The following is a 16,445-nucleotide window of genomic DNA, read 5'->3' on the forward strand; positions in this document are numbered from 1 at the left end:
TTACGGTATAGTGTTTTTTACTTTACACATTGCGTAATATTACTGCGGACGAAACGTCAGTTATGTCACAACACACCCGAGCACTGAATCGACAAGATTATAAAACTCTGACGCTGGCCGCCCTCGGCGGGGCGTTGGAGTTTTATGACTTCATCATCTTTGTCTTCTTCGCCGCCGTCGTCGGCGAACTATTCTTCCCGGCGGATATCCCGGAATGGCTACGTCAGGTACAGACCTTCGGTATTTTTGCCGCGGGTTATCTGGCGCGCCCTCTTGGCGGCATTATCATGGCCCACTTTGGCGACCTGGTCGGTCGCAAAAAAATGTTCACCCTCAGTATTCTGCTGATGGCGCTGCCGACGCTGGCGATCGGCCTGCTGCCGACCTATGCCTCAATGGGCATCGTTGCGCCGCTGCTATTACTGCTCATGCGTATTTTACAAGGGGCGGCGATTGGCGGTGAAGTGCCGGGTGCCTGGGTCTTTGTAGCCGAACATGTCCCGGAAAAACGCATCGGTATCGCCTGCGGCACCCTGACCGCGGGGTTGACCGTTGGGATCCTGTTGGGATCGGTAGTGGCGACGCTTATCAACACCAGCATGACGCCGCAGGGTATCCACGACGGCGGCTGGCGTATTCCTTTCCTGCTGGGTGGCGTGTTCGGTCTGGTAGCCATGTACCTGCGTCGTTGGCTGCAGGAGACGCCGATATTTCTTGAGATGCAACAGCGCAAAGCGCTGGCGCAGGAGCTGCCGGTGAAGGCGGTGGCGCTCAAGCACCAGAAGGCCGTTATCGTTTCGATGCTACTCACCTGGCTGCTTTCCGCCGGGGTGGTAGTGGTGATCCTGATGTCGCCGGTGTGGCTGCAAAAACATTATGGCTTTGCGCCGGCGATTACCCTGCAGGCCAATAGCATCGCCACGATTATGCTGTGTATTGGCTGTTTACTCGCCGGTCTGGCGGCAGACCGATTCGGCGCCAGCCGCACTTTTATCGTCGGTAGCCTGCTGTTAGCGGCGGCCAGTTGGGCCTTTTACCACCTTTCCGGCGCCAGCCCGCAGCGGCTGTTCCTGCTGTATGGCACGGTTGGACTGTGTGTCGGCGTGGTGGGGGCGGTACCTTACGTAATGGTGCGCGCCTTCCCGGCGGAAGTGCGTTTTACCGGCATCTCGTTTTCCTACAATTTGTCATACGCCATTTTCGGCGGCCTGACGCCGATTGCCGTCACGATGCTGATGGGGGTTTCGCCGATGGCGCCGGCCTGGTACGTACTGGCGCTGTCGCTGATGGGGCTGGGTCTGGGTATTTGGCTGCGTCAGGGGTTGACGGCGCAGGCGGTTTTACCGCAAGGAGAACTGCAGCGTTAAATTTAACGCCGCCGCCCGCGTTGTGGGCGGCGGCAGGCCATTAGCGTGGCTCGCCAATCGGCAGGACGGTACGGCCGAACTGCTCGTTCAACACTTCACCCATCGCCAGGTAAATAGCGCTCGCGCCGCATACCAGGCCGATCCAGCCGGCAATTTTAACAATGCCTTCGTTATCAACCAGGTGGCCAATCGCCAGCAGCGCGAACAGCACCGTCAGGCTCAGGAACACGAACTGCAGCATGCGCGCGGCTTTCAGCGTGCCGAAGAACATGAACAACGTAAAGATACCCCACAGGCCAAGATACATGCCCAGGAAATGCGGATTCGGCGCATCAGCCAGGCCCATTTTCGGCATCAGGAGGATCGCGACCAACGTCAACCAGAAGGAGCCGTAGGACGTAAAAGCGGTTAAACCAAAGGTGTTGCCTTTTTTATACTCGAGCAGGCCGGCAAAAATTTGCGCAATGCCGCCGTAAAAAATGCCCATCGCCAGGATAGCTACATCGAATGCGAAAAGGCCGCTATTCGCCAGGTTAAGCAGAATAGTGGTCATGCCGAAACCCATAAGGCCCAGCGGTGCCGGATTAGCCAACTTAGTGTTGCCCATAATTCCTCAAAATAATGATTAGAAAGGGAAGCATTACCCCGCCACTTGCGGTGGGGCGCGGCATAATAATGAGGCGTGCAGAGGCTGTCTATGATCTGGCGGGGTATTTTTCAGCAATTTACCTTTCGCGGCGATAATGGCGAACTCTTTGGCGAACTCGTGCGATATCCAGTGAATATGTTCTTATTTACTATTTATTTTTTTGTATGGATTATGACGGCTATTTTGTCCGTCTGGCATGTTGTTCGCTCTCGCACCTGTGCTCTGCCATAAAAATTTTTTTTGGCCTGCCCCTTGATGAAAACCAGCGCGACCCCATCTTGTAGTCAACCGCAGTGAAGAACCTGAAAAAAAATGATGTCAGGGTAGTTGAAACCGCACGTTTCGCCCTTATTACAGGTTCACAACCACATGTTGATCGAATTTTTAGTGGAGACGTTTAGATGGGTAAAATTATTGGTATCGACCTGGGTACTACCAACTCTTGTGTAGCGATTATGGATGGCACTACCGCTCGCGTGCTGGAGAACGCCGAAGGCGATCGCACCACGCCTTCTATCATTGCCTATACCCAGGATGGTGAAACTCTGGTTGGTCAGCCGGCTAAACGTCAGGCAGTGACAAACCCGCAAAACACCCTGTTTGCGATTAAACGCCTGATTGGTCGCCGCTTCCAGGATGAAGAAGTTCAGCGTGACGTTTCCATCATGCCGTACAAAATCGTTGCCGCAGATAATGGCGACGCATGGCTTGATGTGAAAGGCACCAAAACCGCGCCGCCGCAGATTTCTGCTGAAGTGCTGAAGAAAATGAAGAAAACCGCTGAAGATTACCTGGGTGAGCCGGTAACTGAAGCTGTTATCACCGTACCTGCGTACTTCAACGATGCTCAGCGTCAGGCAACCAAAGATGCCGGCCGTATCGCGGGTCTGGAAGTCAAACGTATCATCAACGAACCGACTGCCGCTGCGCTGGCATACGGTCTGGATAAAGAAGTCGGCAACCGTACTATCGCGGTATACGACCTCGGTGGTGGTACCTTCGATATTTCTATTATCGAAATCGACGAAGTTGACGGCGAAAAAACCTTCGAAGTGCTGGCAACCAATGGTGATACCCACCTGGGTGGTGAAGACTTCGATACTCGTCTGATCAACTACCTCGTTGACGAGTTTAAGAAAGAGCAGGGCATTGACCTGCGCAACGACCCGCTGGCGATGCAGCGTCTGAAAGAAGCTGCAGAAAAAGCGAAAATTGAGCTGTCTTCCGCTCAGCAGACCGACGTTAACCTGCCGTATATCACCGCAGACGCGACCGGTCCGAAACACATGAACATTAAAGTGACTCGCGCGAAACTGGAAAGCCTGGTTGAAGATCTGGTTAACCGTTCCATCGAGCCGCTGAAAGTTGCCCTGCAGGATGCCGGTCTGTCCGTTTCCGATATCAACGACGTGATCCTCGTTGGTGGTCAGACTCGTATGCCGATGGTGCAGAAGAAAGTTGCCGAGTTCTTTGGTAAAGAACCGCGTAAAGACGTTAACCCGGATGAAGCTGTGGCTATCGGCGCAGCGGTTCAGGGGGGTGTTCTGACTGGTGAAGTTAAAGACGTTCTGCTGCTGGACGTTACCCCGCTGTCGCTGGGTATCGAAACCATGGGCGGCGTGATGACCGCGCTTATCAGCAAAAACACCACTATCCCGACCAAGCACAGCCAGGTGTTCTCTACTGCGGAAGACAACCAGTCCGCGGTAACCATCCATGTGCTGCAGGGTGAGCGTAAACGCGCTTCTGATAACAAATCTCTGGGTCAGTTCAACCTGGATGGTATTAACCCAGCGCCGCGCGGTATGCCGCAGATCGAAGTAACCTTCGATATCGATGCTGACGGTATCCTGCACGTTTCCGCGAAAGATAAAAACAGCGGTAAAGAGCAGAAGATCACCATCAAGGCTTCTTCCGGTCTGAATGAAGAAGAAATTCAGAAAATGGTTCGCGAAGCGGAAGCTAACGCTGAATCTGACCGTAAGTTCGAAGAGCTGGTTCAGACCCGTAACCAGGGCGACCATCTGCTGCACAGCACCCGTAAGCAGGTTGAAGAAGCAGGCGACAAACTGCCGGCTGATGACAAAACTGCAATCGAGTCTGCGCTGACCGCGCTGGAAGCTTCCCTGAAAGGTGAAGATAAAGCGGACATCGAAGCGAAGATGCAGGCGCTGGCCCAGGCTTCCCAGAAGCTGATGGAAATCGCTCAGCAGCAGCATGCACAGCAGCAGGCTGGCGGTGCTGACGCGCAAGAGAACAGCGCGAAGGACGACGATGTTGTCGACGCTGAGTTCGAAGAAGTGAAAGACAAAAAATAATCGCCCTTTGAACGGGTAAAACACTGGCACGGGCGAAGAGGTTTCCTCTCCGCCCGTGCACGCATGTTAAGGGGCTGAAAAACACCAATGGCAAAGCAAGATTATTACGAGATTTTAGGCGTTTCCAAAACAGCGGAAGAGCGTGAAATCAAAAAGGCGTATAAGCGCCTGGCCATGAAGTATCACCCGGACCGTAACCAGGGTGACAAAGAGGCCGAAGCCAAATTTAAAGAAATCAAAGAAGCGTATGAAGTCCTGACTGATGCCCAGAAGCGTGCAGCCTACGATCAGTACGGCCACGCCGCGTTTGAACAAGGCGGCATGGGCGGCGGCGGTTTCGGCGGCGGCTTCGGCGGCGGCGCGGATTTCAGCGATATCTTTGGCGACGTGTTCGGCGATATCTTCGGCGGCGGTCGTGGCCGTCAACGCGCGGCGCGCGGCGCAGATCTACGTTACAACATGGAATTGACGCTGGAAGAAGCGGTCCGCGGCGTTACCAAAGAAATCCGCATTCCAACGTTGGAAGAGTGTGATGTCTGCCACGGCAGCGGCGCCAAATCCGGCACTCAGCCGCAGACCTGTCCAACCTGTCACGGTTCCGGTCAGGTCCAGATGCGTCAGGGCTTTTTTGCCGTTCAGCAAACCTGTCCACACTGTCAGGGACGCGGTACGCTGATTAAAGATCCGTGCAATAAATGTCACGGTCACGGTCGCGTTGAAAAAACCAAAACCTTGTCGGTGAAAATCCCGGCTGGCGTCGATACCGGCGATCGCATTCGTCTGGCTGGCGAAGGCGAAGCCGGCGAGCATGGCGCTCCGGCGGGCGATCTGTACGTTCAGGTACAGGTCAAACAGCACGCGATCTTCGAGCGTGAGGGGAATAATCTGTACTGCGAAGTACCGATCAACTTCACCATGGCTGCGCTTGGCGGCGAGATTGAAGTACCGACGCTGGATGGCCGCGTTAACCTGAAAGTGCCTGGCGAAACGCAAACCGGCAAACTGTTCCGCATGCGCGGCAAGGGCGTTAAGTCCGTTCGTGGCGGTGCTCAGGGCGATCTGCTGTGTCGCGTGGTGGTTGAAACACCGGTCGGTCTTAACGATAAGCAGAAGCAATTGCTTAAAGAGTTGCAGGAAACTTTCGGTGGTCCGACGGGGGAGAAAAACAGCCCGCGTTCCAAAAGCTTCTTCGATGGCGTGAAAAAATTCTTCGATGATTTAACGCGTTAATTGCGTTTACCCACGTTATTAGCACAAGCCTGAACATTTTTGTTCAGGCTTTTTTCTATCCCAACTTCGGTCGCTGGCGGAAAACGCTATACTTTGTTTAACATGTCCGGATTTGATTTATTTTGAGTATTATCTATATTGCTTTTTTCGATAAAAGAGGCTGACAGTGGATGGGATCGAAAGGTGCCAATAAGGGCTTTGATTATAATTTAATCAAGGTTCTTGACGCTGTCATTTCGGCAGGTAATGCCGCGAAGGCGGCGAAAAAATTGGCCATTACACCTGCTGCGGTCTCTCTGGCATTAAGACGACTACAAAACTTCTATCACCAGGAGCTGTTTGTCAGAAGTAAAGATGGTTTACTGCCAACGGCGAAAGCGCTTGAGATCCACCATAGTTTTCGCCAGGCCATGTTGCTTGTCGATAATACCTTTCTGACAGAAAACAAGGATGATGATACCCGGATTACGATCCTTGGTAGCGACTTCATTGAAAGTTATTACCTTTCCCAACTGTACGGTAGCGCGCTTTTTGAACAGGGCGTTATCAATCATTTTTCATCCCGCAATATTAGCCGCGATAAAGCTAAAGAGCTTTTACTGACGGCGCAATGCGATTTATCGATCGGATCTGAGCCGCTGGTTGAGCCCGGGCTCGATAATCAAATGATTGATAGCTTCAGAAATTTCGTCTGTATTTGTGCCAAAAGTCACTTATTCAGCGAACTATCGCAGCTTTCTTTGCATCAGTTCTACTCTTCCCGCCATGCCATGTATCAACCCGGCATTTCCTCGCCTTCCATCATCACTGATAACGGATTATTTAAAGATGATGTTTATTATGACGGTTCACGTACCATGGGCTATTGCAGCGACTCTATCACCGGGCTGGTTGGCATGGTAGAAAGAACCGCGTTGATTGCGTTATTGCCTTTAAAGCTGGCGCTATTTTATAAAAATCAGCGTAAATACGATATAAATTTTATCCAACCGCCACCAGAGTTAATGTTCAAGTCCGTGCAGGTTTATGCTTCATGGAACAAAAATAGCAAAAATATATCAGCGATCAATGAAACGGTTTCCATGTTACATACGCTGTCATCATTCAGACGGTAAGTTCCATCATCTTACCGTCATTAAGATGATGTGGTTAGTCTTGATATTCTTTGATTACCTTTCCCCTACTGCGCCACTTACACTCCTGATGAATCTTTTTTAACTTTAGTGATGCAGGAGCGATTATGTCTATACCTAATCATTTAGAAACAACGGAAGTTGTATTACTGGAAGTAGAAATACTTCTAACCATTATTTCTATCGGCGCCTGGGGTGGATTCGTCAGTTTCCTTCTCCGTAAAAATAAGGAAGAGAGTAGCGAAACGCATCAGGGAATTATGAACTGCCTGACCCAGGTGGTGATATCTTGTTTTACCAGTTTTCTCCTTAGCGCTCTCGCAATCGAAAAAGGATTTAGCTTTAATATGGTACTGTTAGCCGCAGGATTAGGCGGCGTTTTTGCCGGTCCAATTTTAAAAATACTGGGCGAGAAAGTAAAAAATACGCTTGGTGGTACTAAGCTTAAGTAGTATTACTACGTAATAAAAGGCTCATCCTTGAGTCTTTTATTACCGATGCGCGCGCGTCAACTATGTCACCCGGTTTTTAATCCAGCCGTAAATGAACTCTTCATTTTGTCGATGCTTTTCGCCGATCTCCAGGTAATAAGCCCCCTGGCTGCAGTTCAGCGCTTTGACTAACACCTGTTCTCCTTCTTTACCTCGTCGCGTCAAATAGTCATTCAGCGCATTCAGGGTTAGCGGGCCGATGTTGCCATCTGTTTTTATATCCGGGTAGTATTGCTGCTCGCGATTCATCACGTTAAGCCAGCGCTGTAGCCACATGCAGGGATGGTGAGGACCAATATTCACCGCAGCGTCGCACAGCTCAAATGCTACCGACCAGGAGAGTTGCGATACCTGATCGAAGCCGGGTTTGATCCAGTAATCGGTCTCCAGAATCGTATAGGCCTCATTGTGAGAAAGCTCGCTCATCTTTCCCTGATAACCGTGCGCTCGCGCCGTTGCTTCGGTGATACCCCAGTTAGTTTCTCCGCCTTTGTCCTTTGGATTGGCGCTATAGCCGCCTTCCAGCCCCAGGATCCCATCAATAATTGGATTCATTTTATTCTCCCTGAATTAATGAATGTGCATGTACATCATTGTACCTAGCGTGACGGAAAAGACGGTGGTGAGAGCCGCCAGGGTTTTACGGAAAAACTGATTTCTGACTTTCGGTTTCCTGGATTCGACTTTCTCAATGGCGATGTCTTTGTTTACCTGCAGCCCCTGGCGCGGGATAGTGATGAAAAGATCGTTTATACCGAGTGCTTTGAGATCTCGTCTGATTAAATACAGTATCTGCGTTAGATTGGCATCATTCACAAAATGACTTCTGCTACCCCATAACTCATTGGCGATTTTCTGCCGTTCGATAATCTCCAGATGAGCGTTTTCAATAATGAAGCTAAGACATTTAGAACGCATTGCTGTCATTCGAATAACTTGCGAATTTGAGCTCGTTCTTAGTTCATATTTCTGTTCGTTGTAGATGCAGTTGTTATTGATGAGATAAGTTTTCATAACGTCTTCCTTTAGATTTGCACATCCTGATTGTCGTCGATGAATATATTGCACAAGAAATGGCTTAATCCATTTTTTGTCATCGGTTTTATTGTAGTGTTGTTTGTTGGGGAGACCTTTGTCACATAATCTCATGTAAGTTAAATGACAATTAATTACTACCTAAATCATACTTAATATGCTGTCTGTTTTTTACTCTTCAGGTGGGTTTGGTAGCCTGTTAGACCCGATGATGTTGGGCTGATGTTCCTCATCGATGTCTCAGTACGATAATTATCTGGCGTTGATGAATTACTGATGGTTTGTGATTAGCTAATTTTTAATGCGCAATGGATTATTGCTCTCGCAGAACGAACTGCGATAATTTTTAAACTTAAAAGGAAATTTAAAATGGCTACCAGCAAACTGATTAAAGGCGATACTCTTACCGAAACCAGCAACGCCGCTGATGGTTTTAATCCAGCAACTGAAGTCAGCAACTATAGCTATACTTCAGCGCGTGTCGCAAAGCCGGTCTATAACAAATATAAAGCAGCAACCACTAAGCCGAAGGTATTTGGCTATTATACCGACTGGTCTCAGTATGATGGTCGCCTGCAAGGAGACGACTCTAAAGATAACCGCGGTCGCGGCTACGACCTGACCAATATATCCCCGACTGCTTACGATAAAATCATCGTTGGCTTCGTCGGCGTAACCGGCTTCCATAAAGTGGATGGTCTGTATCGCGATGTGGTGGCCGAAGGGGCAGAGCAGTGCGGCAAAGTGAAGTACGAACCGACCTTCCTCGACCCGTGGGGCGACTTCCAGTCTTACGTCAACGTTGGACATAGCGTTAGCGGCTGGGACGTTGATCCGAAAACCGTAACCCAGGAGAACACCAAAGGCCTGCTCGGAGGTCTGCGTGACCTGCAGGCGAAAGCGAAACAGCAGGGCCACAACCTGGTACTGTCGATGAGCATCGGCGGCTGGACCATGAGCAACGGTTTCCATGAAACCGCAGCGTCTGATTCCGCCCGTAAAACCTTCGCCAAAGGCGTGGTGAAACTGTTCAAACAGTTCCCGATGTTCAGCGAAGTGGATATCGACTGGGAATATCCGAATGCCGAAGGCGCCGGTAACCCTTGCGGTCCGGAAGATGGCGAAAACTACGCCTTGCTGATTGGCGAACTGCGTAAACAACTCGATTCCGCCAACCTGAGCAATGTGAAAATCTCCATCGCCAGCTCCGCGGTCGTGAAGACGTTTGATTACTCCAACGTGAAAGCGCTGATGAAAGCGGGCTTGTACGGCATCAACCTGATGACCTATGACTTCTTCGGCACCCCGTGGGCGGAAACCGTTGCCCATCATACTAACCTGAATGCGCTGGAAGCGGGCGGTTGGGGTGTAAACACTATTGTGGAGCATCTGCTGTCCGAAGGTTTCCCGGCTGAAAATATCAACATTGGTTATGCCGGCTATACCCGTAATGGCCGTAACGTTGAGCTGGAGTCGCTGTCTCCGCTGAAAGGCACCTATAACCCAGGTAACGGCGATACCACCGGTACTTTCGAGTCCGGTACCAATGAATGGTATGACGTGATCTACAACTACCTGGATCTGGAAAACCAGAAGGGTCGTAATGGCTTCAACGTTTATACCGATCGGGTGGCTGACGCTGACTATCTGTACAACCCGGAATCCAAACTGTTTATGTCGCTGGATACTCCGCGCAGCGTCAAAGCCAAAGGCGAATACGCGGCGAAACTGGGTCTGGGCGGCATGTTCACCTGGACTATCGACCAGGACAACGGCGTGTTGCTGAACGCGGCTCGTGAAGGTCTGGGTTATGAAATTGAGTCTGAAACTATCGATATGGACCCGTTCTACTTCGAAGGCATCAATGTTGAAAAAGATGAATCTGAAGAAGACGATCAGAAAACGGACGTCAATCATGCGCCGAAAGCGGCTATTGAGCTGCTGGTTGTGGGCGGCTCTACCGTTCAGTTGTCCGGCGCCGGTTCTTCCGATGAAGATAAAGACGAGTTGACCTTTAGCTGGGGCGTGCCGTCAGAAATTAGCGTCGCGGATAAAACGGCGGAAGTGATTGAGTTCGTCGTGCCTGAGGTCAGCGCGAAAACGGCGTTCCAGTTCACCTTATTCGTTCGTGACTGCTACAACGAACCGTCCACTCAGCAGCGTTTTGTGTTGACTGCGGTTCCGGCTGCTGCCCAGGTTGAACCAAAACCGGCTGATGAAGAAGATGAAACCGACGTTATTCCGCTTCCTGACGAAGATACCAAACCGGCTGAAGATGACTCCTCTTCCGATGATGCGGCAGGCCAGGATGCGCCTCACGCGCTGTGGGATGCCAACACCGTGTACGGCGCAAGCTGGGGTACCTTCGAAACCGTGAGCTGGAAAGGTCACAACTACCAGGTGAAATGGTGGTCCCAGGGCGACCAGCCTGACCTGAACTGCGGTCAGAGCGGCGCATGGACTGACTTAGGCGCTTACTAATATTTCTGCGCTTAACGAGGTATGGGCTCCATGACAAAGCCCCGGTTTACCGGGGCTTTTTTCCACCAGGGAATGAGGAATCGAGTTGATGACCGTTGTAATTAAAAATAGCCGGATTGATGTGAATAGCTGGTATCAGAAAGTCACGTTAACCTTCACAAACGAAAGTAACCGCCCGGTAGATCTGAACCAGGCTGCAATTAGCTTTACCGCCTCCGGGCATCCGGATCCGTGGGGAAATACAGGAGGTACGCTGAAAGGGGATCGTTCGCTAACGTTGCGTGATACCGCTCAGGGAACCCTGGAATTCAATGAAATCATTATAAACAACAGCAGTGAGCTGCTGCTGCAGGCTGGGGAAAGCGGTACCCTATACTTTAGCCTGGCGGCCACCCAGGTACCGGTAAAATTATCTACCTTCACCCTGACTCTGGCGGCTTCCGATAGCGCAGATGAGGTTGAACCAGAACCTGAAGAACCGGCGGATGACACCGCTGATGAAGTTGAACCAGAACCTGAAATACCCGCGGATGATTCTGCTGATGAAGTTGAACCTGAAGCGCCCGCCGATGAGGCGATTACCGGCGCAGGACTGACCCTGGTTTCCGGGGAGGTAAAAGCCGCCAGCTGGTATCAACGCATAGCCCTGACGCTGACGAATCAGTATTCGCAGTCCGTCGATATTAATCAGTTGAAATTAGGCTTCACGGCGACAGCGCATCCCGATCCGTACAGCCCATTTAGCGGCACCATGATGGGTAACCAGGCGGTAACGCTAGCCAGCGACGGTGGCTGGCCGACAGAAAAAAATACCATCACAATCAATAATGACGGCGAGTATCTGTTGGCTGCTGGTAAATCGGCGGTACTGGAGTTTTATCTTTCGGCCACGCAAACGCCCGTCGTGCTGAGTGACCTGACGGCGACGCTGGCTCACGACCCTGGACGCCAGGGACAAATTATTCTGCAATTCCCGACGCAGGCGCAGAGCACCTCGCTGAAGCCGGAAATTGAGCTGCAATACTCTGATGGCCGCCAGCAGCGCTTTACCGGAGAGTGGGGCGCGACGCTGACCATTGGCGATCTGAGCGCCGGTAGCTACGTTATTACGGCACTGGAACTGTGTAACGATGAGATGAGAATTTCGCCCGTTACAGAATGCTATACGCTGGCGCTTGCTGCAGGTAATGCCGTTGAGCGCTGTCAGATTGCTTATCAACCGCCGGTAATTTTTGCCGCGATCGATCTGCTGCTGGCGGACGATGATCTGGCGGGCGCGGAAGTCGTTGTTGAGCTATGGTCGGAAGCAGGCGTGTGTGAAAGAACGCTGACGCTGATGGCGAATCAACCACAGCGCGTTACCCGGCTATTGGCCAATCATCAATATGCTATCTGTCTGCAGCCGACGACGATGAACAACCAGTTGCTCACCACCGCGGCGCAGGCCGCAACCATTGTGCCGAAGGTCGACACGACGGCGCAGGTTAACGTGGCATTACAAAAAACGCCCGTTGCGAGCGACAGCTTTGTTGAGGTCGCGGTGACGGTATTAGGCTTACCGCAGGGGACGGCCGCGCAGCGTTATCGTTTCTGCTGTGGCAGCTATCAGTATAGTTTCGTGCTGCAAAGCGACGCTCGCCAGCAGAAGCTGCCGCTGCGTTTGGCCGCCGGGGAATATAGCGTACAGGTAGCGGATGTGTATATTGCCGGTACGCCGTGGCGTTGCGACATCGGCTCGCCATTGCGTTTACTGCAAAGCGTTAATAGTGTCGCGCTTGAATTTGTCCAGGGCGTTCCGCTGCAGGTAAAAGGGTGGCCGAATTATCTGGCGCACGGCGGTGTGACGGTGAATGCGGCAGAGACGGTTGATTTGTATCGCAATGTGCCTTGCAGCGCGCTGTTTAAATATGATGGTTTTGATGGCGGCGGCGATCCGATCCCGGCGGCGGAAGTGGACAGCAATGGCGATGGTTTCCTGGATTATGCTTCGCTACCGATCCACAAAACGGTGCCGCTGGTTCGCCAGATCGAAGCCGAAGCGGGCCGCGCGGTAATGCCGGTAATGGTGGTCTATACCGCCAATGCCAGCGGCGGCAGCGCGGTATCGGATCTGCAGGATGAACAACGTTTACGCAATCACTTTGGTAACTTCATTACCCAGTGTCTGGCGGCGCAATCCTGGAAAGATGAGCAGCATCCGGTTCCGGCAACCTTCGTCCTCAATCCGGACTTCCTGGGCGCTATGCAGCAGGAGCCTTATGGCTATACCGCGCTGCGGAAAGCCAATAGCGTGCAGGTGAATGTACAACTGGCGGCGGCGATTAACGCGCTCCCTGCGACTCCTGGTTTCAGCGCGCCGGCACTGCCGACCTTCAGCAACGATTTGTATGGCTACGTGCAGGCGATTAACTATATCGTTCGCCAGTTCGCGCCTGATATCGCTTTTGGTTGGCAGACTAACGTCTGGGCGACGGGCACGGCAGATTGGCTGCTGCGCGCCAATGCCGCACCGATTGAACAAGGGGCGGCGATTGCTGAATTCATTAATGAATTGGGCGTGTACAGCGGCGACTATGCGCCAGACTTTATCGTATTTGATAAATTCGAACGCGACTGCTTCAGCTCGGATGCCTTAGCCCACTACGGTTGGAACGCCACCTGCTGGTTTAACTATCTGGGTATGGTGAAGGAGACGGCCAGAGCGTTGCAGAAACCAGCGATGTTGTGGCAGATCCCGGGCGGCCATATGCCGACAGTGGCTGAGGGAACCAGTAAAATCGCTGCGGCGCATTTTGCATCCGGCGGGACGTTCTTCATGGGGGATTCGCGGATTGGCAGCGATATCAACGCCATTACTCCGGCGTTGTTAAATACCGCGGTGAACAGCACAACGTATGGTGTTGCGACGGTAGGCGATTTTCTGCGCCGGGATGGCGGATACGATTGGAGCCAAATGCAGGCGTTAAATCTGCCGGACTATAACGTCTTTGCCGTGCTGTGGGGCGGAGGTTCTACAGTCAGTATCACTACCATTCATTCCAACGGTGAAGATGGCGGTTGGTTAGCGGAGAAAATGGCGGGGTACTACGCGGCCCCGCGCTATTTTAATTAATTGAGCTTTATTCCATGTAGCGTAAAGGCGGTGATTCAGCATAGGTACTATTCTGGATCGCTGCCTTTTCACTTTCTTGTTATATCATAAAAAATAATTTCATTTGTCATGAACGGCTGATGTTAAAAATGATTAATGATATTTTGAGAACTTTGTTGGTTATTTGTTTGAGGATTATCTTATTTGATAAATGATTGATTATTTGTGCTTTCATCATACATTTATACTATATTTAATATTTATTTATTATTAATTGCAGGCTAACGAATGTGTGTATATCTTTATTTCTCATATGATTATGGATATTTAATGAAGATATAATGAAATTAAATGGTTTCGAAAATGATAATGAGAATGCCTTGCACTCATATATTTTCTCTCAACAGGCTAAACCTCATGCTGCGATTGATGCCTTATTTTCTGCACTTCTGCCATTTGGTAAGCCTTTCATCGTGCAGCCGGGTGAAGAATTTTCGCTGTATACCGAGCAGAGCAGCCGCATTGTGTTGCTGGAGTCCGGCATCTTCTCTATTTGTCGCAGCGACAGAGGGTTGAATGTGTTATCGGTTTTTGCTCCGTCAATTGCAGGGCTGATTGATAGCTACGGCGTCACCTACGATGTTCCTACCCGCCCGGAACATTTTTTGATTGCTGAAACAGAATGCTGTGGTCGCGCGGTCCCGCTAGCGGATTTCATTAAGGTCACGGATGAGTGCAATCTTTGGCACGATGTCGCCCGTTTTCTCGCCTATCGTTTGATGGTGATGAACGTTCGCGATCGGGAACTGGTTGGCGTTGACTCTTATCTCAAGGTTCGTGCGTTATTAATCGAAATTGCCGCCTATAGCGACGAATATCGCCAGAGTATTAATGTTCTGAATTTTATTCAACGACGAACCGGAATATCGCGAAGTCGTACTATGAAGCTACTTTCTGAATTGCGCAAGGGCGGTTATATCAATATAGATGGCGGACGTTTGTTAGGGGTTAAGAAACTGCCTCTGGCCTACTAAAGACTGCATTAAATAACAGATTCAAGAAATTATTTCCTGGAAAAACATGTAGTTAAGAAAGGTCCTATAAAAACAGTCATTGTAGATTGCAACTCCCTGGCCAATTTATAATAATTAAATAACGGCAGAAATTTATTCTCTATTAGCGCTTATAAATCAGTGCAGGGCTTGCTATTCATTGAATATAGTATTTCTGTACGCTACAACTTTTAACGTTTTTGCGCCCGGTACCAGCATGAGATCTCTGTGAAGAGGGCTCGGTACTAAAATTCGTTATTAATTTATTTTCGACTTGTGTATTTAAAAGGTTATTTATGAAAAAACATCTTTTAGCGATGGTAATAACTGCCATGGCGGCGAGCGGTATGACCTGCGCTGCGAATGCGGACACCACGACGGTCTCCGGCGGTACGGTGAATTTTACGGGGCAGGTTGTGAATGCCGCATGCTCCGTTTCCGCTGACTCTATCGATCAGACCGTAATCCTGAGCCAGGTTCGCACCAGCAAACTGACGGCATCTGGAATGGTTGCCAATCAGAAAGAAGATTTCTCAATCAAACTGGAGGACTGCGACACCACGGTCAGCCAGAATGCGGCGGTGATTTTTAATGGTCAGCAGGACAGCACGCTCGCAGGTTCGCTGGCGAACACCGCTGGCGCGGGTGCGGCGACAAACGTTGCGCTGCAGTTATATGGCCCGGATGGGCAGGTTCTGAATATCGGCGATACCTCCGGCACCATCACCCTGATTGATGGTGAAAACACCGTGCCGCTGAGCGTGGATTATGTCGCTACCGGCGCGGCCACGGCGGGTAACGTTGCGGCAACCGCGACCTTCAGTATGGTCTATTCCTGATTGGTATCCGCATCCCTCCGCTGTTGTCAGCGGAGGGATGCATTTCATCTTCTCCCTGGTTATCAAATAATGAGTACGCGAATTACCCCGATTTTATTTTCGTTCTTGCTGCTGGCGGCGTTGGGAATGACTCAACTGGCCCATGCGGGTGGCATAGCGCTGGGTTCGACCCGAGTTATTTATCCGCAGGGCGATAAGCAGGTTTCTCTGCCGGTGATTAACTCTTCCAGCAATAATGTATTTTTAATCCAGTCGTGGGTGGCGAACGCCGATGGCGGCAGAAGCGCAGATTTTGTCGTTACCCCGCCGCTGTTCGTCATTCAGCCGGGAAAAGAAAATCTGCTGCGTATCATGTACGTTGGCCCCTCGTTGCCGACAGATCGCGAAAGCGTCTTTTATCTCAACAGTAAGGCCATCCCTTCGGTTAATAAAAGTAAGCTGGCGGCTAATTCACTGCAAATCGCCACGCAAAGCGTTATTAAACTGTTTATTCGCCCTAAACACTTGTCTGTTGCCTCGGTAGACGCGCCGGGAATGTTACGCTGTCAGCGTGCCGGTGACCGCCTGAGTATCGCCAATCCTTCCCCGTATTATGTCTCGCTGGTTGATATTCATGTGGGCGGGCAGAAATTAGCCAATGCGATGGTGCCGCCGAAAAGCGAGATAAACTTGCACGGCGGAACAGGGCAGGTGACTTTCCAGTCGATTAACGATTTCGGCGCCACCACGCCGCAGCAAACCTGTCTGAGCCAGTAAGAT

Annotated in this window: 13 protein-coding genes; 10 read left to right on the forward strand and 3 right to left on the reverse strand. The window is 50.9% G+C overall.

The genetic code is table 11. The annotated features are described in order from the left end of the window. Positions 1 to 62: 62 nt before the first annotated feature. Positions 63 to 1,367 (forward strand): MFS transporter, encoded by a 1,305-nt coding sequence (locus PGS10_RS21870; RefSeq protein ID WP_045395857.1) that lies wholly within the window; start codon positions 63 to 65, stop codon positions 1,365 to 1,367. Between the two features lie 40 nt (positions 1,368 to 1,407). Here PGS10_RS21870 and satP read toward each other — a convergent pair whose 3' ends face one another. Next, positions 1,408 to 1,974, reverse strand: a complete 567-nt coding sequence (gene satP, locus PGS10_RS21875; RefSeq protein ID WP_045395854.1) for an acetate uptake transporter — start codon at positions 1,972 to 1,974, stop codon at positions 1,408 to 1,410. A 443-nt stretch (positions 1,975 to 2,417) separates the two neighbouring features. On the opposite strand from satP, the gene dnaK reads away from it, so the two are divergent. The 4 genes from dnaK to PGS10_RS21895 all read left to right on the forward strand — a co-directional run bounded on the left by dnaK (position 2,418) and on the right by PGS10_RS21895 (position 7,149). Further along, positions 2,418 to 4,334, forward strand: a complete 1,917-nt coding sequence (gene dnaK, locus PGS10_RS21880) for a molecular chaperone DnaK (protein ID WP_045395850.1) — start codon at positions 2,418 to 2,420, stop codon at positions 4,332 to 4,334. 87 nt (positions 4,335 to 4,421) lie between these two features. Continuing rightward, positions 4,422 to 5,564: a molecular chaperone DnaJ gene (gene dnaJ, locus PGS10_RS21885; protein WP_020079653.1), complete on the forward strand. Its 1,143-nt coding sequence runs from the start codon at positions 4,422 to 4,424 to the stop codon at positions 5,562 to 5,564. A gap of 170 nt (positions 5,565 to 5,734) precedes the next feature. After that, positions 5,735 to 6,679 carry a LysR family transcriptional regulator gene (locus PGS10_RS21890; RefSeq protein ID WP_047043928.1) on the forward strand — a complete coding sequence of 315 codons (945 nt, stop codon included), beginning with the start codon at positions 5,735 to 5,737 and terminating at the stop codon, positions 6,677 to 6,679. 125 nt (positions 6,680 to 6,804) lie between these two features. Beyond that, a complete protein-coding gene (locus PGS10_RS21895) occupies positions 6,805 to 7,149 on the forward strand; it encodes a phage holin family protein (protein WP_047043930.1) in 345 nt (114 codons plus the stop codon). A gap of 60 nt (positions 7,150 to 7,209) precedes the next feature. Here PGS10_RS21895 and PGS10_RS21900 read toward each other — a convergent pair whose 3' ends face one another. Both PGS10_RS21900 and PGS10_RS21905 read right to left on the reverse strand, forming a co-directional pair. Continuing rightward, the gene (locus tag PGS10_RS21900) at positions 7,210 to 7,743 is read right to left on the reverse strand and encodes a glycoside hydrolase family 108 protein (protein WP_316423480.1); all 534 of its coding nucleotides are present in this window, start codon (positions 7,741 to 7,743) and stop codon (positions 7,210 to 7,212) included. A gap of 15 nt (positions 7,744 to 7,758) precedes the next feature. After that, the gene (locus tag PGS10_RS21905) at positions 7,759 to 8,202 is read right to left on the reverse strand and encodes a winged helix-turn-helix domain-containing protein (RefSeq protein ID WP_316423481.1); all 444 of its coding nucleotides are present in this window, start codon (positions 8,200 to 8,202) and stop codon (positions 7,759 to 7,761) included. A gap of 390 nt (positions 8,203 to 8,592) precedes the next feature. Here PGS10_RS21905 and PGS10_RS21910 point away from each other — a divergent pair, with 390 nt between their 5' ends. The 5 genes from PGS10_RS21910 (at position 8,593) to PGS10_RS21930 (ending at position 16,442) form a co-directional block, all read left to right on the forward strand. Next, positions 8,593 to 10,704 (forward strand): glycosyl hydrolase family 18 protein, encoded by a 2,112-nt coding sequence (locus tag PGS10_RS21910; RefSeq protein WP_316423482.1) that lies wholly within the window; start codon positions 8,593 to 8,595, stop codon positions 10,702 to 10,704. Between the two features lie 88 nt (positions 10,705 to 10,792). Continuing rightward, positions 10,793 to 13,816 carry a chitinase gene (locus PGS10_RS21915; protein ID WP_316423483.1) on the forward strand — a complete coding sequence of 1,008 codons (3,024 nt, stop codon included), beginning with the start codon at positions 10,793 to 10,795 and terminating at the stop codon, positions 13,814 to 13,816. 320 nt (positions 13,817 to 14,136) lie between these two features. Continuing rightward, a complete protein-coding gene (locus PGS10_RS21920; protein WP_047043940.1) occupies positions 14,137 to 14,829 on the forward strand; it encodes a winged helix-turn-helix transcriptional regulator in 693 nt (230 codons plus the stop codon). A gap of 314 nt (positions 14,830 to 15,143) precedes the next feature. Further along, complete coding sequence (locus tag PGS10_RS21925; protein WP_047043942.1) at positions 15,144 to 15,686, forward strand: fimbrial protein BcfA; 543 nt, start codon at positions 15,144 to 15,146, stop codon at positions 15,684 to 15,686. 69 nt (positions 15,687 to 15,755) lie between these two features. Further along, entirely contained in the window at positions 15,756 to 16,442 is a 687-nt protein-coding gene (locus PGS10_RS21930; protein ID WP_045395831.1) for a fimbria/pilus periplasmic chaperone, read from the forward strand. Positions 16,443 to 16,445: the final 3 nt, after the last annotated feature.

The organism is Klebsiella sp. 141153 (genome assembly GCF_032601995.1).
GTDB classification, from domain to species: domain Bacteria; phylum Pseudomonadota; class Gammaproteobacteria; order Enterobacterales; family Enterobacteriaceae; genus Klebsiella; species Klebsiella aerogenes.

Coding starts and splice junctions, on each gene's coding strand:
- PGS10_RS21870 (WP_045395857.1), top strand. CDS start 63: ATGTCACAACACACCCGAGCACTGAATCGACAAGATTATAAAACTCTG.
- satP (WP_045395854.1), bottom strand. CDS start 1,974: ATGGGCAACACTAAGTTGGCTAATCCGGCACCGCTGGGCCTTATGGGT.
- dnaK (WP_045395850.1), top strand. CDS start 2,418: ATGGGTAAAATTATTGGTATCGACCTGGGTACTACCAACTCTTGTGTA.
- dnaJ (WP_020079653.1), top strand. CDS start 4,422: ATGGCAAAGCAAGATTATTACGAGATTTTAGGCGTTTCCAAAACAGCG.
- PGS10_RS21890 (WP_047043928.1), top strand. CDS start 5,735: ATGGGATCGAAAGGTGCCAATAAGGGCTTTGATTATAATTTAATCAAG.
- PGS10_RS21895 (WP_047043930.1), top strand. CDS start 6,805: ATGTCTATACCTAATCATTTAGAAACAACGGAAGTTGTATTACTGGAA.
- PGS10_RS21900 (WP_316423480.1), bottom strand. CDS start 7,743: ATGAATCCAATTATTGATGGGATCCTGGGGCTGGAAGGCGGCTATAGC.
- PGS10_RS21905 (WP_316423481.1), bottom strand. CDS start 8,202: ATGAAAACTTATCTCATCAATAACAACTGCATCTACAACGAACAGAAA.
- PGS10_RS21910 (WP_316423482.1), top strand. CDS start 8,593: ATGGCTACCAGCAAACTGATTAAAGGCGATACTCTTACCGAAACCAGC.
- PGS10_RS21915 (WP_316423483.1), top strand. CDS start 10,793: ATGACCGTTGTAATTAAAAATAGCCGGATTGATGTGAATAGCTGGTAT.
- PGS10_RS21920 (WP_047043940.1), top strand. CDS start 14,137: ATGAAATTAAATGGTTTCGAAAATGATAATGAGAATGCCTTGCACTCA.
- PGS10_RS21925 (WP_047043942.1), top strand. CDS start 15,144: ATGAAAAAACATCTTTTAGCGATGGTAATAACTGCCATGGCGGCGAGC.
- PGS10_RS21930 (WP_045395831.1), top strand. CDS start 15,756: ATGAGTACGCGAATTACCCCGATTTTATTTTCGTTCTTGCTGCTGGCG.